Raw genomic sequence first — 14,172 nt, 5'->3', positions numbered from 1 at the left:
CGCTAGTGGTACTCATGCCTTGCCTTCACCAGTTCAAGGAGCTCATCAAGCCGGTCGAAATCGTCGGGCAGCGCTCGCTTCAGCGCGTTCCGAACCTTCCGCTCCCTTAACGGGTTACCCACCCATGCATGCGGCTTCGAGTGGAGCACCGCGGTGTCGACCTCGACAGCCAGTCGCTCATCAGGGAGGAAGAAGTCGACCAAGGCCCGCTTCGCCCCGTTGTTGGCCCAGGCGGGGTACTTGTACGTGTCGTCGGACTCTCCCCTACCGAGCTGCGCGGCAGTCTCCAGCAGTTTGGCGAGGTAGTCCTGGTACTCGATCGCGCCCTGGCGCCGCTCCTCGATTATGGCGTCGAGCAGCTCCGACATCTTGTCGAAGTACTTCGGATTCGTCGCATGCTCTTCAATGATCAGCTTGCGCATGTTGTTGGCGACCGTCTCGGCGACGGCTTCAGGGCTGCTCTTGATTCCCTTCGGCAGCTTGTCGAGGGCCCCGGCGCCCAGTTCGACGATGAGTTGAACGAGGCCGGTGTCCTCGAAGTCGGACACGGTCTCGGACGCGTCCGCCTGGATGTAGGTGTCCAGAAGGAACCGCATACCGGCCTCGTACTGCTTGAAGTCAACGTCCTCGCCGGCTCCGAGCTTCACCTCGTCGCGGACATCCGTGTAATGCCGGATCTCAGCGCGGATGTCCTCGGCCTCCTGGCTGGTGTATCCGGCGGCTTCCATGTCGTTGGCCAGGTTGGCGAAGGCCCGCGTGACCGCGGCAACGGCCTTGTAGAGCTCGACACGCTTGGGCTCGTTGGCCTTGAGCTGCTCGGCGTTGCCGGGATCAGCCGCACAGAAGTACTGCTGGTACTGGAGCGTGTTCCGGGGCTGCGCAACCACCTCGCAGAGCGCGCGGATTCGTTCCAGCGCTTCGTCGAGAGCCTCTCGCCCCTTCTCGATCCGGTCAGTCAGCAGGCCCTCGATGTCCTGTGGTTCGTACCCGTCGAGTGCCCCGGACGTGTAGTCGGTGATGGCGTCCTGTAGGGAGTTGAACAGGTCGCGGTAGTCGACGATGCAGCCGAACTCCTTGTCGTCTCCGTCGAGTCGGTTGACCCGGCAGATCGCCTGGAACAGGCCGTGATCGCTCATCTTCTTGTCGATGTAGAGGTACGTGGCGCTCGGCGCATCGAACCCGGTCAGAAGCTTGTCGACCACGATGAGCAGGCGCATCCGGCCAGGCTCCTCGACAAACTGTCGCTTGACCTCTTTCTCGAACTCGTCAACCTTCGTCATGGCAGCGTCTTCGGACTCTCCGAAGTGGTCGGCGAGCATCCTTCGATAGATGTCGTACTGACGCAGCTTCTCCGTCTGGCCTGCGCCGGAGTCCTCCTTGGAGATATCTCCGGGACTCGGGGCGTAACTTGTGACGATGGCGCACTTCCCTCGGAAGCCCGCGTTGCAGAACAGCTCGTAGAACTTGCATGCCTGGTAGATGCTCTCGCCCACGAGCATGGCGTTACCGCGCCCGTCCATCAGGCGGGGCTTGGTCTCCATGTCGAGCAGGATGTCCTGCACGATCTGCTTCGCCCGAGGTTCGGAGGAGACGACCTTCTGCATCGTGCCCCAGCGCTTCTTCAGCTCCGCCTTCGACAGGTCGGTCATGCCCCGGGTCTTGGCCTCGAACCACTTGTCCACCTGCGCTGGCGATGTCAAGTGCTGGTCGATGGAGCGGGCTTCGTAGCAGAGGTCGAGCACGACGCCGTCCTCGACGGCCTCGTCGAACTTGTAGGTGTGGATGAACGACCCAAATTTCTCCATGCTGGTGGCCTTGTCCGCCTTGAGCAGCGGTGTCCCCGTGAACCCGATGAACATGGCGCCCGGCAGCAGGTCCTTCATCGCGTCGTGCATCTTGCCGGACTGAGTGCGGTGGGCCTCGTCGACGAAGACGAAGAGGTTGCCCTTGGCCTTGAAGCCCTTGGGGATCCTGGCCTTAAGCTCCTTGATGAACTCGTTGTCGGCCTTGGATCCGTCCTTACCATCCGCCGAGCTACCGAACTTGTGCACGAGAGAGCAGATGAGCCACTCGGCAGACTTGTTCAGAGTGTCCAGGAGGTCCACGCCACTACTGGTGCGATAGATCTGCTCGTTGACGCCGTTGAAGACCTTCTCGATCTGCTCGTCCAGCTCGGTGCGATCGGTGATCAGCAGGACTCGGGCGTCGTCTTGGTGCTCCCGGATCCACTTCGCCAGCCACACCATCGTGAGCGACTTCCCCGAACCCTGGGTGTGCCAGATGATGCCGCCCTCGCGACGACCGATACGTTCCTGCGCGGCCTTGACACCGAAGTACTGGTTGTGACGGCATGCCTTACGGACACCGGAGTCGAAAACGGTGAAGTCATGGATCAGTTCAAGCAGCCGCTCCTTACCGCACATCTGAAGCAGAGCCCGGTCCAGCGGCTCCTCGACGTCAGAGGGCTCCTTCCACTGCAACCAGTACTTCTCAGGCGTATCGATGACGCCGTAGCGCAGGCCCTCCACGTCGTTGCCGGCGAGCACGAGCTGGACGGTGGAGAAGAACGACCGGATGAACCCCGGCTTCTGATTCCCGATGGTCTGCCGAATTCCCTCGCTCACGGCCACCCGGGAGCGCTTGAGTTCCAGAGTTACCAGGGCCAGGCCGTTGACGTAGAGTACAATATCGGGCCGCTTCGTCTGCCGCCCGACGATCGTCACCTCTTCTACGACAACGAAGTCATTGGTCTGCGGGTCGCTCCAGTCGATGAGCCAAACCGTCTCGTACTGCTCGCTGGCACTCGGCTTGACCTTCACCCCGTAGCGCAGGAGCTCGTAGACGTGACGGTTCGCCTCGTACAGGTCACGCCCGCCACCGAGCGAGGCAACCTTCTGTAGCTGGTCGATTGCCCTGTCGATGAGGTGATCGTCGTAACCGCGAGCGCGCAGGTTCCCGGTCAGCAGCTCAAGGTCGATATTCGAGGTGCCTTCGCGATACTCCCAGTTGCCCAGATAGCGGTAGCCCAACCGCTCGGCGAATAGCCGGACCACGCGGCCCTGCGCCTTGCGTTCGACCTGCCCGACGTCACTCATGAAGCCCTCTCGTCACAGGAAGACGCATACGTCCGGTGAGGAGCTCCCGGGCCATCGCGTCTTTGATCAGCCGAGCTTTGTCAAGGCGACGGCCTAGCGTCGTGATTTCGGCGTCGATTTCACTCACGACGCTCGCGATGACATTCTGCTCTTCGATCTCGGGAACATAGATCGGGAGCTGCGCGAACTCCCGGCCGTTGATTCCCGGTTGTCCGCTTCGGACTGAAGTGCGCGCCACCCAGTCCCAGTACCCCTTGGTCTGGGCGAAGAGGGCGAAGTACGCAGGGTTGAGGACCTGCGGGTCGGGGGCGATATTGATCAGGAATCCCGCGTACACGAGCTCACCGTCGCGAGGGTCGTACAGATAGGACTTGCCCACGCTGGCGCCAGTTCGAGCGAAGACGAGCTCCCCCTGACTGAGCCGGTAGTCGTCGCTCTTCGGGTGGCTGACGCCGACCTTGGGGGAGAACCTGCCCGAGTCGTCAATGTCCGTGATGCGAACATATGTGGGCGTTCTCGAAGTCAGCGGCACCGCTGCCGCGTTGATCCCGTAGCGAGGCGAGCGGAGGAGCAGCTTCCCGAGCTGCTGTTCTTCCCGCTCTGCCCGCGCGCCGTTCCCACCAACCGGTGCACGCGTCGCACCGTCGAAGAACTGCTGGACCATGCCCTGCTTGACCTGCTGCTTCTTCGCGATGAGGTGCTTGAGACCGATAACCACCTGGTCGGAGTCGCGAAGGGCGTCGACGATCGCTCTCTGTTCACCCAAAGGCGGGAGGGCGACGGGCAGCCTCCTGACGATCTCGCTGTTGATGTTCGACTGCGAGCCGGTCTGACCGGCGGTGCGCAGTTCGTCCTGGGCTGCCTTGAGGACGTAAAACAGGTAGGTCTGATCGATCCCCTTCAGATTCTCGACCGACACGAAGCCGTCATGGATGCACGCCGGAATTGCGGTGATGATCGGCACCCCGACCGTGGCCGCGATGCTCAGGATCAACGTGCCCGGAGGCAGGAACCTGCTCCGCGCAATGCCGTCGGGTGAGAGCCGTTGCGTGGTCGACTCCAGGGTCAAACCGTCCGATCGGCCGAGGTCGGAAATGCGCACCCAGCCGACGTCACTCGTGTCGCTGAACCAACGGGGGGACGCGATGGGGCGCGGGGAAGCCCCACGGGAGATTGAGGCGACATCGCCGAGGACAACGCCCCTCCAGCCCTGGGGCAGCGCACCCGCGGTCATGCGTCGACTCCCATGGCGACGAGGTGCCCGGCGACCCTGGCCTCCAGGCGCTTCAGCTCCTCGGTGAGCACGCCGACGGGTGTCGTGTAGCGCGCCCCGAGTTCCCGGAGGCGCCTCACCAAGGAGAGGGTCAGCGCCTCGGCTTCGGATACGACGCGCTGTGTGACGATCGCCCGCCACTTGTCTTCAAGCACGAGGGTCCGCACGTCGTCTTCCGTGAGCTCTCCGCACTTAATAAACGTGGCGAGATTGAGGGCGGCTTCAGCGTCCTTGGCGGCCTTCTTGGCGATGGCCTCTGCGTTGTAGAGGCTGATCAGGTGTGCGAGAGCCGTCGCCTCGTCGCCGTCGGGGTCCTCGTGCCGGGCCACCTTCAAGCGTGCCGATGCGAGCGCCTTGCTGATCTTCCCTTCGTCCATGGCGTCGGCCAGAAGTCCGTCCTCGACGGCGTGCTCTTCGACGTACTCCTCGACGGCACGGGTGGCGTCCTCCGCCGATGCCGCGAGCTCGTCGACCTTGGTCTGCTCGGCCGCGAAGTAGCGTGACACGATGAGAGTCGGGGGGATGAGGTCCATCTTGTACTTGACCGCGCTGCGGCCCGTACCGACGACGAGGTCAGGCGTCTCGGAGAGCTTGCGGTCCTTGGCCACGACGATCCTGCGCGGCTTAGCGGCGCCGAGCCAGCCGTCATTCATGATCATGAAGACGTCGTCGTGCACGACGTCGTGCCAGTAGGTCATGAGCTGCTCGTATACGTCGTACTCGTCCAGCAGGGACACCGGCTTGAAGCGGGCGAGCAGGTCGTCGCCGAGGGTGGCGATGAGATCGTTCGGCTTGGTGTTGGCGTCGATCTCTTCGAGCTGCTTGCGATGGGCGCGGAACCACTCCTCGGCAAGGGCGCGGGCCTCGCCGGTGAACTTCTGGAACTCAGGCGAGTCGAGGATCGTTTGCTGGACCTGGCCGACGTCGATCGTCAGGTCGCTGTACCCGGTGCGGTTCGGTTGGAAAAGCTGGGCGCGCAGCTGAGGGAAGGCGTCCCAATAACCGCTGAGCGCGTCGAGGTCCCGGTCCGGGATGCCGCCGTACAGGTGGGCGTGGAGGTCTTGGATGTCCTCGGGCTCGGAGGAGTCGATGTATCGGGGGATGTTGAGGTTGTAGTCGTTCTTTGGGTCGGCGATCTCTGACAGCGGGACCATGCGCGAGTAGCGGTCGATCGTGGTCTGCCGGGTGAAGATGTCGACGATCTTGTGGATGTCCTGGCTGCGGAGACGGTTCTTGTTGCCGTCCTTAATGAAACCCTTGGACGCGTCGATCATGAACACGCCGGTGCGGCCGACGGCGTTCTCCTTGTCGAGCACGATGATGCAGGCAGGGATGCCGGTCCCGTAGAACAGGTTCGCGGGGAGACCGATGATGCCCTTGATGAACCCTTGCTTCAGCAAGCGCTGGCGGATGTCGGCTTCGGCGTTGCCTCGGAAGAGCACTCCGTGCGGGAGGATGACCGCCGCCTTGCCCGTGCTCTTGAGTGACTTGAGGATGTGCAGCAGGAAGGCGTAGTCGCCGTTCTTCTCCGGCGGCCGGCCGTACTCGAAGCGGCCGTACTCCTGCTCCAGCCCGTTGCTCCAGGACTTGATCGAGAACGGCGGGTTGGCCACGGCGAAGTCGAACGTCTGGAGTGCGCTGCCGTTGGTGAACTGAGGGCTGGTGATCGTGTCGCCCTTGAGGATCTCAGCGTCCTCGTGCCCGTGCAGGATCATGTTCATCTTGGACAGCGCCCACGTGGCGTTGTCCTTCTCCTGGCCGTAGATCGTGATGCCGCGCGAGGTCTCGGCGGCGACCTTCAGGAGGAGCGAGCCGGAGCCACAGGTCGGGTCGTAGACCGTCTGGTCCTGGCGGGTGTCCTTGGTAATGCCAACCACCTTGGCCAGAACCCGGGAGACCTCGGCGGGTGTGTAGAACTGACCCTTGCTCTTGCCGGACTCCGTGGCGAAGTGGCGCATCAGGTACTCGTAGGCGTCACCAAGGAGGTCGTCACCCTCAGCTCGAGAGCCTCGAAAGTCCAGGTCACTGAAGATCGTGACCAGCTTGGAGAGCCGGTCCTGGATCTCCTTGCCCTTGCCGAGCTTCTCCTCATCGTTGAAGTCGGCGAGGTCGATGACGTTGCGCAGGTCGTTCGCCTCGGCGAGACGACTGATGATCTTGTTGAAGCGGTCGCCGATCTCCTTGTCCCCCTTGGCGGCAACCATGTCGTCGAAGGAGCCGCCGGGCGGGACGTCGATGAGGCTGTCGGGGTCCGCTTTGGCCTTGTCGGAGACGTACTTCACGAAGAGCAGCGTGAGGATGTAGTCCTTGTACTGGCCGGCGTCCATCCCGCCGCGCAGCTCGTCGCAGCTCTTCCAGAGCGAGCTGTAAAGGTCTGTCTTCTTGAGGGCCAAGGCTCTTCTTCCCGGTAAGTCATGGCGGTCGCGCGGGCCGCCAACCCTGATGCCTGCGGCGTGACGCACGTCGCGCGGCCGTTTCCAGCCGTCGATGCGAGTCCACGCAAGCGGCAGCTGAGTCCACGCGGGAAGCGTAGTGGAGAAAGCGGCCGAGCTGCCCTGTATGGGAAGGAGAGGCACCTCGCGGCCAACGCCAAACAGAGCCGCCGGCGGGCAGGCCACAGAGCGAAGCCGTACGAGCGCCACGAAACCTGATCGGGCGATGTCAGGTGATTGCCTGACAGGCGAGGGATGGGTCCGGTAGATCTGTGCTCGTGACTGACTCCACGCCCCCCGAGGACGGCGAGCCCACCACCTTCCGCGAGAAGGCAAAGGACTGGGCCGAGAAGCACCCCAGGACGATCCGCCTCGCCAAAGCCGCGGTGGCGACTGTAGGCATGGCTGTCGTGGTCGGGGTCCTCACACCGCGCGGCATGACAGAAGACGAAGCCGAGTTCGCCGGGCAAGCCGAGGGCGCCGCAGACGCGGAGGATGCCGAGTCGGCCGCCGACTCCACACAGGAGACCGAGCAGCGGAAATCGCCCGACAAGCACAACGTCGTCCCGCACAAGAGGCGACTTAAGGACGGCCGCGAGATCGACGTGTCGGGCTACGAGCGGGGCGGCTCCTCGGAGGACGAGGACGAAAACCCTGGCGAAGCTGCGGCCTGACGCCTCTCATTCCTGTGCAGTGCCGGCGGAGGCCCTGCAGAACGCTCGCGCCGCCGCTGACCTGCGGAGATGCGCCCGCTTGACCGCGTGGGCGCGAAGCCCTCGTCGACCCTGGAACCGTGGCAGAACCCGAGCTGCTAAGACGCGGCGGACTGGAGCACAGGGCCAAGGGGTCATACCCCACCCTCTTCGCCCTCTCCCGGTTCTCCGTCGCCACCCCTACGATCCGCCCATGATCAAGCTGACGTGGGCGCTGATAGCCCAGCACGTAGACGAGTGGACCGGCGACGACGCATCGCAGGGTGCAGCCGTCCTCGAAGCGAGGGTGGGTACTGTGGTCGACGCGAGCGGCATGAAGCCGGAGACCGTGCAGCACTGGCGTGCCGACTTCCTTGCGCCGGTGGTCACATCGCTGCGTACAGAAGGGGCGGCAGCCCTTGCCAGGGGCGAGTCGTGGAGCAAGGCCGCCGGACCGTTCCTGGCGTGCGCCTCTTCCGTCACCCCGTCCGCACCACCAGAGCGAATGACGTACACACGCGCCTGAAGCCCTCGTGGCCGGTGCGTCCCGTGTGTCCCATGCACTCGACGTCCACAGCCGCCCCGTCTTCGGAAGGCGTCGCTGACCAGTCGCAGTGGAGGCACTCGGCCTCGAATGTCACGTCGGTGTCCGGGTGCTGGGTGATCCGGTGCGTGACGTAGCGCAGCACAGCGCGGGGCATTACCCACCCCCGTGCGCGTCCCGCAGGTGCGCGCGCAGGGTCACGTTCATGTCGGACACCTTGGAGTAGTCCCAGACCGACCCGGCGTTGGCCCGTTGTACCGCGAGGCCGAGGCAGTCCCGGCAGCCCGGGACGGGTTCCGGCCGTGCCGGCGGTAGGGAAGAAGCCACCGGTTCCGGCAGCGTCGACGGTTCTCCGTGCATCTCGTACGCCTCCCCGCATCTCGTCGAGAAGGCCATGGTCAGCCGGTCCGAGGGGCCGAAGCTAGGGCGTTTCCCGTTCGCGCAAGAACGCGTCCCGGATGCCCTCGACTAGGTCGCGCATTGCGTCCCCGGCAAGGGACACGGAGACGAAGCGGTCGAATTTCTCGACGTACAGGGAGACGTCCCGTGGGTCGGTGACGACCACCTCGGCGTGTGTCGTCTCGACCGTCACCACGCGGTCGTCCCGGATGACGAAGGAGTGACCGGGCACGTCGCGCTGCGGCGCGTCGAGGGGAACCACGCGCACGTCCACGTTCGGCAGGCGGGACACCGACACGATGCGATCCAGCTGGCCCGCCATCATCGCGGGCGGGAGGAGACGCCAGCGCAGGACGGGTTCCGTCACCACGAAGTGGAGGACTTTTCCGGTGTCGTACAGGACGCGTTGCCGCTCGATCCGGGCGGAAGCCGTACGGGAGAGCTGCTCGTCCGTGAGGCCCTTCGGCTCCAGCACGGCCCGGATGTACTCGGGCGTCTGGAGCAGACCGGGAACCAGGGACGGCTGGAAGAGGCGCAGGAGCGTCATCGAGGACTCCAGCGCCCTGATCTGCTCCTGCTTCTTATGGTAGCCCATGCGCCGGAAGAGTCGCCATGCAGTCGCCTCGGTGGCCTGTGCACGGGCTACGGCGAGGTACTCGGCCTTGATCTCCGGGGACACGTCCAAGGCCGTGAGAATGCGCTCTACGTCCGCTGCCGCCGGGGCGACACGGCCGTTCTCGATCTTCGACAACTTGGCCGTCGACATGACAGCGCTGCGGGCAACGGCCTTGGCCTCCTTGCCGGACGCCTGCCGTAGCGCCCGCAGCGCGGCGCCCAGTTCTGCCTGATTCACGCTGCTCCGTGCTTCTCCCACCACTCGGCGAAGGGCACCGACATGGCCAGGGCGACGCTTCGATACGTCGCGTACTCGAACTCCTCGCCCGTGGGCAACGCCCCCTGTGCCGGGACAAAGGTCGGCCCGGTGAACGCCCCGTTCTCGTCGTAGTTGAGCACGACGGGCTCGCGCCCGTCGAAGAGCCAGAAGTCGGGCACACCTTCCAACGGATTCGGGCGGTCGGTCGTGTCGAGGATGTGGAACTCCTCGCCCGCCGTCATGTTCGTCTGGTAGCCCCAGCCCAGCTCGTAGCGGAGGTACGGCGTGAGCGGGCGGGACAGGATGTGGACGCGCACCATGCGCTTCGCGCTCTCCGTCGCCTTGCGCACAGTCTCCAACCAGCCCGCGTTGTAGTCCTCGGGCTTGGGCTCCCCTGCAAGGAAGGCGCGGAAGGCTGCGGGGTTTCCCGAGTTGCTGTAGTCGTCGAGGGTCTCCAGCCGGAACGCCTCCTCCTGGAAGGTGGAGAACCGGGCGGCCAGGTCGTTAGATGCGCTGATCACGGATTGCCTTCCGAATGAGGTCCATCGGGATTTCCGCCAGGGCTTCGCCCTCCGGCACGTCGAGACTGTGTCCCGTCGGCACGCCTCCCTGCACGATCAGGGTTCCCTTGTCGGTCGCGTACAGGGTGGGACAGTCCCCGTTCTCACAGGTCGTAGCCAGCTTCGTCAGCCTCATACGGTGCCCCCTCGTTCCCGTGCTCCGGTGTCCCGTTCATCGTTCCCAGTCGGCGGCCTGCACAACAAGAGGTTCGGATTTCCAGAACGGGAAACCGGTCTGCCGTCGCTTCGTCCGGGTCAATCCCTTCGGCTGCCCTCCCCTCCCCCGCCGGAGCCCCAGGTCAGAGCCCCGGATACCCGCTGCCAGGGTCAGCACCAAGTCAGCACACGCCCCGGAAACAGCCTGAATCCGCAGGAGAAAACAGGAAGGGGCCAGATTCGAAGATCTGGCCCCTGACCTGGGGTTTCTTGCTCTGACCAGCCACTTCAGCCGATCAAGGAATCAGGCACTACACGTTGAAGCGGAACTCCACCACATCCCCGTCCTGCATCACGTACTCCTTGCCCTCCATCCGCGCCTTCCCCTTCGCGCGGGCCTCCGCCACCGAACCCGTCTCCACCAGGTCGTCGAAGGAGATGACCTCCGCCTTGATGAAGCCCTTCTGGAAGTCGGTGTGGATGACGCCGGCGGCCTCGGGGGCCGTGGCGCCCTTCTTGATCGTCCAGGCCCGGGATTCCTTGGGGCCGGCGGTCAGGTACGTCTGGAGTCCCAGGGTGCGGAAGCCGACGTGGGCGAGGGTCGCAAGGCCCGGCTCCTCCTGGCCGACGGACTGGAGGAGTTCCAGCGCCTCGTCCTCGTCGAGCTCGGCGAGGTCCGCCTCCAGCTTGGCGTTGAGGAAGATCGCCTCGGCCGGGGCGACCAGCGCCCGCTGCTCGTTCTTGAAGTCCTCGTCGGTCAGCTCGTCCTCGTCGACGTTGAAGACGTAGAGGAACGGCTTGGTGGTGAGCAGGTGCAGGTCGTGCAGGAGCTCCTCGTTACCGGAGCCCTGGACGATGCCCGCGGAGAACAGCGTGTCGCCCTTCTCCAGGATCTCCTTCGCCTCCTCGACGGCCTTGACCTTCGGCGCGATGTCCTTCTTGATGCGCGACTCCTTCTGGAGGCGCGGCAGGACCTTCTCGATGGTCTGCAGGTCCGCGAGGATCAGCTCGGTGTTGATCGTCTCGATGTCGTCCTTGGGCGAGACCTTGCCGTCCACGTGCACGACGTTCTCGTCCTTGAAGGCACGGATGACCTGGCAGATCGCGTCGGACTCGCGGATGTTCGCGAGGAACTTGTTGCCGAGGCCCTCCCCCTCCGACGCGCCGCGCACGATGCCGGCGATGTCGACGAAGTCGACCGTGGCCGGGAGCACCCGCTGCGAGGAGAAGATCTCGGCCAGCTTGGTGAGGCGCGGGTCGGGGACGCCGACCACGCCGACGTTCGGCTCGATGGTGGCGAACGGGTAGTTGGCCGCCAGCACGTCGTTCTTGGTCAGGGCGTTGAACAGGGTCGACTTGCCGACATTCGGCAGACCGACGATTCCGATCGTGAGCGACACGTTGCGACTTCCCGTGAGTGGAGGGCCAGGGGGCCGGTTCCCGTGAGTGCGGGGCCAGAGGGCCAGGGGACCGGCCGATCCACCAGTCTACGGCGTGTCCGGAACCGTACCGGCGACGTATCGAACGCTTGGCCAAGCTCGGCCGACGGTGTGTCTGAGGGGCCATTCGGCATATTGAACGACCTAAGTTGGTGTGGTGGAGCAATACAGGACGCGATCTCCCCGGTACGGACCGCGACAGGACCGGCCCAGGCCGCCCCGGCAACCCGTGCCGTCACAGTCGGGACGGGGGGCGGGGGATGAGCCCGTGCGTGCGGCACGGCCGCCCGGGCAGCAGCGCCGCCCGGCGCCGGTACGACGGCCCGCGCCCGCACCGGCGGCCACCACGGGAGGACTCCCGAACCCCCGGCTGACCGGGCTGGGCAGCGGGCTGTTCTGCACGGTGGTGATGTTCCTGCTCGGCCTGCTCTGCTCGACGCTGTTCGGAACGTCCCTGACGGCGTACGGCGTGCTGTTCCTGCCGGTGTGCGCGCTGAGCGCCCTCTGGGTGCGCCGGGGGGACCTGATGACCCCGCCCGTCGTGCTGCCCATCGCGTTCACCGTGGGGCTGCTGCCGGTGGCCGACGGCGAGGGCGGGACCGGCGGAATGCTGATGGGCCTGGTGACGGCACTCGCCACGCAGGCCGGCTGGCTGTACGGAGGGACGCTGATCGCCGGGCTGATCGTGATCGTCCGGCGGATCCGGCTGGTGCACCGACGGCGGGCGGCAGGAGTCCGGCCGCCGACCTGACATCGCCCGGTCCGGAAACCGCCCCCGCGCCCACCACCGGTCTCACACCCGGCCCGGCACAACCCCCGCGCCGACCACCGGCCGCACTCCACCCGGCCGGGGACAGCCCTAGTGTCCGGCCGCCCGCATCGCCGCGCCCACGATGCCCGCGTTGTTCTGCAGCTGGGCCGGGACGATCTCGGCCTTGATGCCCTCGATGTGGGGCAGGAACTTGTGGGACTTGCGGCTGACACCGCCGCCGATGATGAACAGCTCCGGCGAGAACAGCATCTCGACGTGGGCCAGGTACTTGCGCACGCGGTGCGCCGCCCAGTGCTCCCACGTCATGTCGTGGTCCTCGCGGGCCTTGCTGGAGGCCCGCTTCTCCGCGTCGTGGCCGTCGAGCTCCAGGTGGCCCAGCTCGGTGTTGGGCACGAGGACGCCGTCGGCGAAGACCGCGCTGCCGATGCCGGTGCCGAGGGTCAGCAGGATCACCGTGCCCCGGCGGCCGCGGCCGGCGCCGAAGTGCATCTCGGCGACGCCTGCCGCGTCCGCGTCGTTGACCACCGTCACCGGCAGCCCGCCCAGCCGCTCGCCGAGCAGCGCGCGGGCATCGGTGTCGATCCAGCTGTCGTCGACGTTGGCCGCCGTGCGGATCGTGGCTCCGTCGGTGACCACGCCCGGGAAGGTCACTCCGACCGGGCCCGTCCAGCCGAAGTGGTCGACGACCTGCTTGACGCCGTCGGCCACCGAGTCGGGCGTGGCCGGGTGGGGGGTGAGGACCTTGTGGCGCTCCTGCGCCAGGTCGCCCTTGTCCAGGTCCACCGGCGCACCCTTGATCCCGGATCCGCCGATGTCCACTCCGAAGATCTGCATGGCCCTACGTTACGACGGACGACTGACGGTCACAGGCCGGACAGCGGTGCTCCCCGGCCTGTCCGCGATCACTCCCCGGAATTTTCACCGGTCCCGGCCCCGCCCCGCTCGGCGGCCAGGGCGGCGGCCTCCTCGCGCAGGTCGCGGCGCAGCTCCTTGGGCAGGGAGAACGTGATGGACTCCTCGGCCGCCTTGACGATCTCGACGTCCTCGAAACCGCGCCGGGAGAGGAACTCCAGGACCTGCTCGACCAGGATCTCCGGGACGGAGGCGCCCGAGGTCACGCCGACCGTGCTCACGCCCTCCAGCCAGGCCTCGTCGATCTCGTCGGCGAAGTCCACGAGGTAGGCCTCGCGGGCACCCGCGATCTTGGCGACCTCGACGAGCCGCTTGGAGTTGGAGGAGTTGCGCGAGCCGACCACGATGACCAGGTCCGACTCGGCGCCCATCTGCTTCACGGCCAGCTGACGGTTCTGCGTGGCGTAGCAGATGTCGTCGCTGGGCGGGGAGATGAGCTGCGGGAACTTGTCCTTCAGGGCGTCGACGGTCTCCATGGTCTCGTCGACGGACAGCGTGGTCTGGGAGAGCCAGACGACCTTGGACGGGTCGCGGACCTCGACCTTCGCCACATCGCCGGGCCCGTCGACGAGCTGGATGTGGTCGGGGGCCTCGCCGGAGGTGCCGATGACCTCCTCGTGGCCCTCGTGGCCGATCAGGAGGATGTCGTAGTCCTCGTTCGCGAAGCGGACGGCTTCCTTGTGGACCTTGGTGACCAGCGGGCAGGTGGCGTCGATGGTGGCGAGCTTGCCGCGCTCGGCCTCCTCGTGGACGACGGGGGCCACGCCGTGCGCGGAGAACATGACGATGTTCCCCGGGGGCACTTCCTCCGTCTGCTCGACGAAGATCGCGCCCTTCTTCTCCAGGGTCTGCACGACGTACTTGTTGTGGACGATCTCGTGCCGGACGTACACCGGAGCGCCGTACTGCTCCAGGGCTTTCTCGACGGCGATCACGGCGCGGTCCACACCCGCGCAGTAGCCACGGGGGGCGGCGAGCAGGACACGGCGGCCAGGCGAAGCAGACATGCGTCCCATCGTAAGGC

The 14,172-nt window shown here is 65.8% G+C and carries 14 protein-coding genes; 3 read left to right on the top strand and 11 right to left on the bottom strand.

Features of this window, described 5'->3' with window-relative positions:
* Positions 1-2: 2 nt before the first annotated feature.
* Genes ABTX60_RS05300 through ABTX60_RS05290 form a run of 3 tightly spaced genes read right to left on the bottom strand, consistent with a single transcriptional unit; the run spans position 3 to position 6,761 of the window.
* On the bottom strand, positions 3-3,095 hold the full coding sequence (locus ABTX60_RS05300) for a type I restriction endonuclease subunit R (protein WP_352095711.1): 3,093 nt from the start codon (positions 3,093-3,095) through the stop codon (positions 3-5).
* Positions 3,088-4,329: a restriction endonuclease subunit S gene (locus tag ABTX60_RS05295; protein ID WP_352095710.1), complete on the bottom strand. Its 1,242-nt coding sequence runs from the start codon at positions 4,327-4,329 to the stop codon at positions 3,088-3,090. Before ABTX60_RS05295 ends, ABTX60_RS05300 begins: the two co-directional genes overlap by 8 nt.
* Positions 4,326-6,761 carry a type I restriction-modification system subunit M gene (locus tag ABTX60_RS05290; RefSeq protein WP_352095709.1) on the bottom strand — a complete coding sequence of 812 codons (2,436 nt, stop codon included), beginning with the start codon at positions 6,759-6,761 and terminating at the stop codon, positions 4,326-4,328. The genes ABTX60_RS05295 and ABTX60_RS05290 overlap by 4 nt, the downstream gene beginning before the upstream one ends.
* Positions 6,762-7,078: 317 nt before the next feature.
* On the opposite strand from ABTX60_RS05290, the gene ABTX60_RS05285 reads away from it, so the two are divergent.
* Both ABTX60_RS05285 and ABTX60_RS05280 read left to right on the top strand, forming a co-directional pair.
* Positions 7,079-7,474, top strand: a complete 396-nt coding sequence (locus ABTX60_RS05285) for a hypothetical protein (RefSeq protein WP_352095708.1) — start codon at positions 7,079-7,081, stop codon at positions 7,472-7,474.
* Between the two features lie 232 nt (positions 7,475-7,706).
* Positions 7,707-8,018, top strand: coding sequence for a hypothetical protein (locus ABTX60_RS05280; protein ID WP_352095707.1), 312 nt, complete (start codon positions 7,707-7,709; stop codon positions 8,016-8,018).
* Here ABTX60_RS05280 and ABTX60_RS43200 read toward each other — a convergent pair.
* The 6 genes from ABTX60_RS43200 to ychF all read right to left on the bottom strand — a co-directional run bounded on the left by ABTX60_RS43200 (position 7,972) and on the right by ychF (position 11,425).
* Positions 7,972-8,193 (bottom strand): DUF7848 domain-containing protein, encoded by a 222-nt coding sequence (locus tag ABTX60_RS43200; protein ID WP_502992274.1) that lies wholly within the window; start codon positions 8,191-8,193, stop codon positions 7,972-7,974. The two genes, ABTX60_RS05280 and ABTX60_RS43200, sit on opposite strands and share 47 nt — an antisense overlap.
* Positions 8,193-8,396: a hypothetical protein gene (locus ABTX60_RS05275; RefSeq protein WP_352095706.1), complete on the bottom strand. Its 204-nt coding sequence runs from the start codon at positions 8,394-8,396 to the stop codon at positions 8,193-8,195. Before ABTX60_RS05275 ends, ABTX60_RS43200 begins: the two co-directional genes overlap by 1 nt.
* 61 nt (positions 8,397-8,457) lie before the next feature.
* Positions 8,458-9,288 carry a helix-turn-helix domain-containing protein gene (locus ABTX60_RS05270; protein ID WP_352095705.1) on the bottom strand — a complete coding sequence of 277 codons (831 nt, stop codon included), beginning with the start codon at positions 9,286-9,288 and terminating at the stop codon, positions 8,458-8,460.
* Entirely contained in the window at positions 9,285-9,830 is a 546-nt protein-coding gene (locus ABTX60_RS05265) for a DUF6879 family protein (RefSeq protein WP_352095704.1), read from the bottom strand. Before ABTX60_RS05265 ends, ABTX60_RS05270 begins: the two co-directional genes overlap by 4 nt.
* Positions 9,814-10,005, bottom strand: a complete 192-nt coding sequence (locus tag ABTX60_RS05260) for a hypothetical protein (RefSeq protein WP_352095703.1) — start codon at positions 10,003-10,005, stop codon at positions 9,814-9,816. The genes ABTX60_RS05265 and ABTX60_RS05260 overlap by 17 nt, the downstream gene beginning before the upstream one ends.
* 331 nt (positions 10,006-10,336) lie before the next feature.
* The gene (gene ychF / locus ABTX60_RS05255; RefSeq protein WP_030842729.1) at positions 10,337-11,425 is read right to left on the bottom strand and encodes a redox-regulated ATPase YchF; all 1,089 of its coding nucleotides are present in this window, start codon (positions 11,423-11,425) and stop codon (positions 10,337-10,339) included.
* Positions 11,426-11,621: 196 nt separating this feature from the next.
* Here ychF and ABTX60_RS05250 point away from each other — a divergent pair, with 196 nt between their 5' ends.
* Entirely contained in the window at positions 11,622-12,215 is a 594-nt protein-coding gene (locus ABTX60_RS05250; protein WP_352095702.1) for a DUF6542 domain-containing protein, read from the top strand.
* A gap of 108 nt (positions 12,216-12,323) precedes the next feature.
* On the opposite strand, the gene ppgK is transcribed toward ABTX60_RS05250, so the two are convergent.
* A complete protein-coding gene (gene ppgK, locus ABTX60_RS05245) occupies positions 12,324-13,070 on the bottom strand; it encodes a polyphosphate--glucose phosphotransferase (protein WP_352095701.1) in 747 nt (248 codons plus the stop codon).
* A 68-nt stretch (positions 13,071-13,138) separates the two neighbouring features.
* The gene (locus ABTX60_RS05240) at positions 13,139-14,164 is read right to left on the bottom strand and encodes a 4-hydroxy-3-methylbut-2-enyl diphosphate reductase (RefSeq protein WP_352095700.1); all 1,026 of its coding nucleotides are present in this window, start codon (positions 14,162-14,164) and stop codon (positions 13,139-13,141) included.
* Positions 14,165-14,172 lie beyond the last annotated feature (8 nt).

The sequence above is a fragment of the Streptomyces sp. NPDC126510 genome, from assembly GCF_040302345.1.
Lineage (GTDB): Bacteria > Actinomycetota > Actinomycetes > Streptomycetales > Streptomycetaceae > Streptomyces.
Note: the sequence above shows the minus strand (reverse complement) of the source record. Positions and strands in the feature narration are given on the sequence as shown.